This window comes from Vibrio sp. R-1 (assembly GCF_035615595.1).
In the GTDB taxonomy this organism is placed as follows: Bacteria; Pseudomonadota; Gammaproteobacteria; order Enterobacterales; family Vibrionaceae; genus Vibrio; species Vibrio cholerae.
Genome location: NZ_WPDC01000253.1, coordinates 1 through 730, shown reverse-complemented (window position 1 = coordinate 730; position 730 = coordinate 1). Strand labels below are relative to the sequence as shown.

Sequence of the window (730 nt, the reverse complement as noted above, 5' to 3'; positions counted from 1 at the left end):
CTTGAGTGTAGTGTTATGCGTTGGCAGCCCCTTAGGCGGGCGTTATAGCTCTTATCCTGAACTAATCCTTGCCATTTGTACGCTTGGTGCGTACACTTTCTGTATGAAAAGTGTATTTGTCGAATCAACAATTTTTGAAAAGTACCGAGATGAATATCTCAGTGATGAGGAGTATAGGCTCTTTCAAGCAGAGCTAATGCTAAACCCCAAGCAGGGTGATGTGATTCAAGGTACTGGCGGTTTGCGAAAAATTCGAGTTGCGAGTAAAGGCAAGGGAAAGCGTGGTGGTTCACGGATTATCTATTACTTTCTCGATGAAAAGAGGCGTTTCTATTTGCTAACCATTTACGGCAAAAATGAAATGTCTGACTTGAATGCAAATCAAAGGAAACAACTAATGGCTTTTATGGAGGCGTGGCGCAATGAGCAATCGTGATTTATTTGCAGAGTTAAGCTCAGCTCTTGTTGAGGCTAAGCAGCATTCAGAAGGTAAGCTTACTCTGAAAACACATCATGTGAATGATGTGGGTGAGTTGAACATCTCACCGGATGAAATCGTGAGTATTCGCGAGCAGTTCAATATGTCCCGCGGAGTCTTCGCGCGGTTACTTCATACGTCTTCGCGCACATTAGAAAACTGGGAACAAGGTCGTAGTGTGCCAAATGGTCAAGCGGTCACTCTTTTAAAGTTAGTACAGCGCCATCCAGAAACGTTGTCACACATAGCCGA

Annotated in this window: 2 protein-coding genes; both read left to right on the top strand. The window is 44.0% G+C overall.

The features are described from left to right. Window positions 1-103 precede the first annotated feature (103 nt). Window positions 104-436, top strand: coding sequence for a type II toxin-antitoxin system RelE family toxin (locus tag GOU96_RS17940; RefSeq protein ID WP_230611369.1), 333 nt, complete (start codon window positions 104-106; stop codon window positions 434-436). Then, the coding region (locus GOU96_RS17935; protein ID WP_324702106.1) for a DNA-binding transcriptional regulator at window positions 423-730 on the top strand (308 nt) is incomplete at its 3' end. The genes GOU96_RS17940 and GOU96_RS17935, both read left to right, overlap by 14 nt.

What these genes read in the sequence shown, in the direction of transcription:
- GOU96_RS17940 (WP_230611369.1), top strand. Translation starts at nt 104, where the DNA reads ATGAAAAGTGTATTTGTCGAATCAACAATTTTTGAAAAGTACCGAGAT.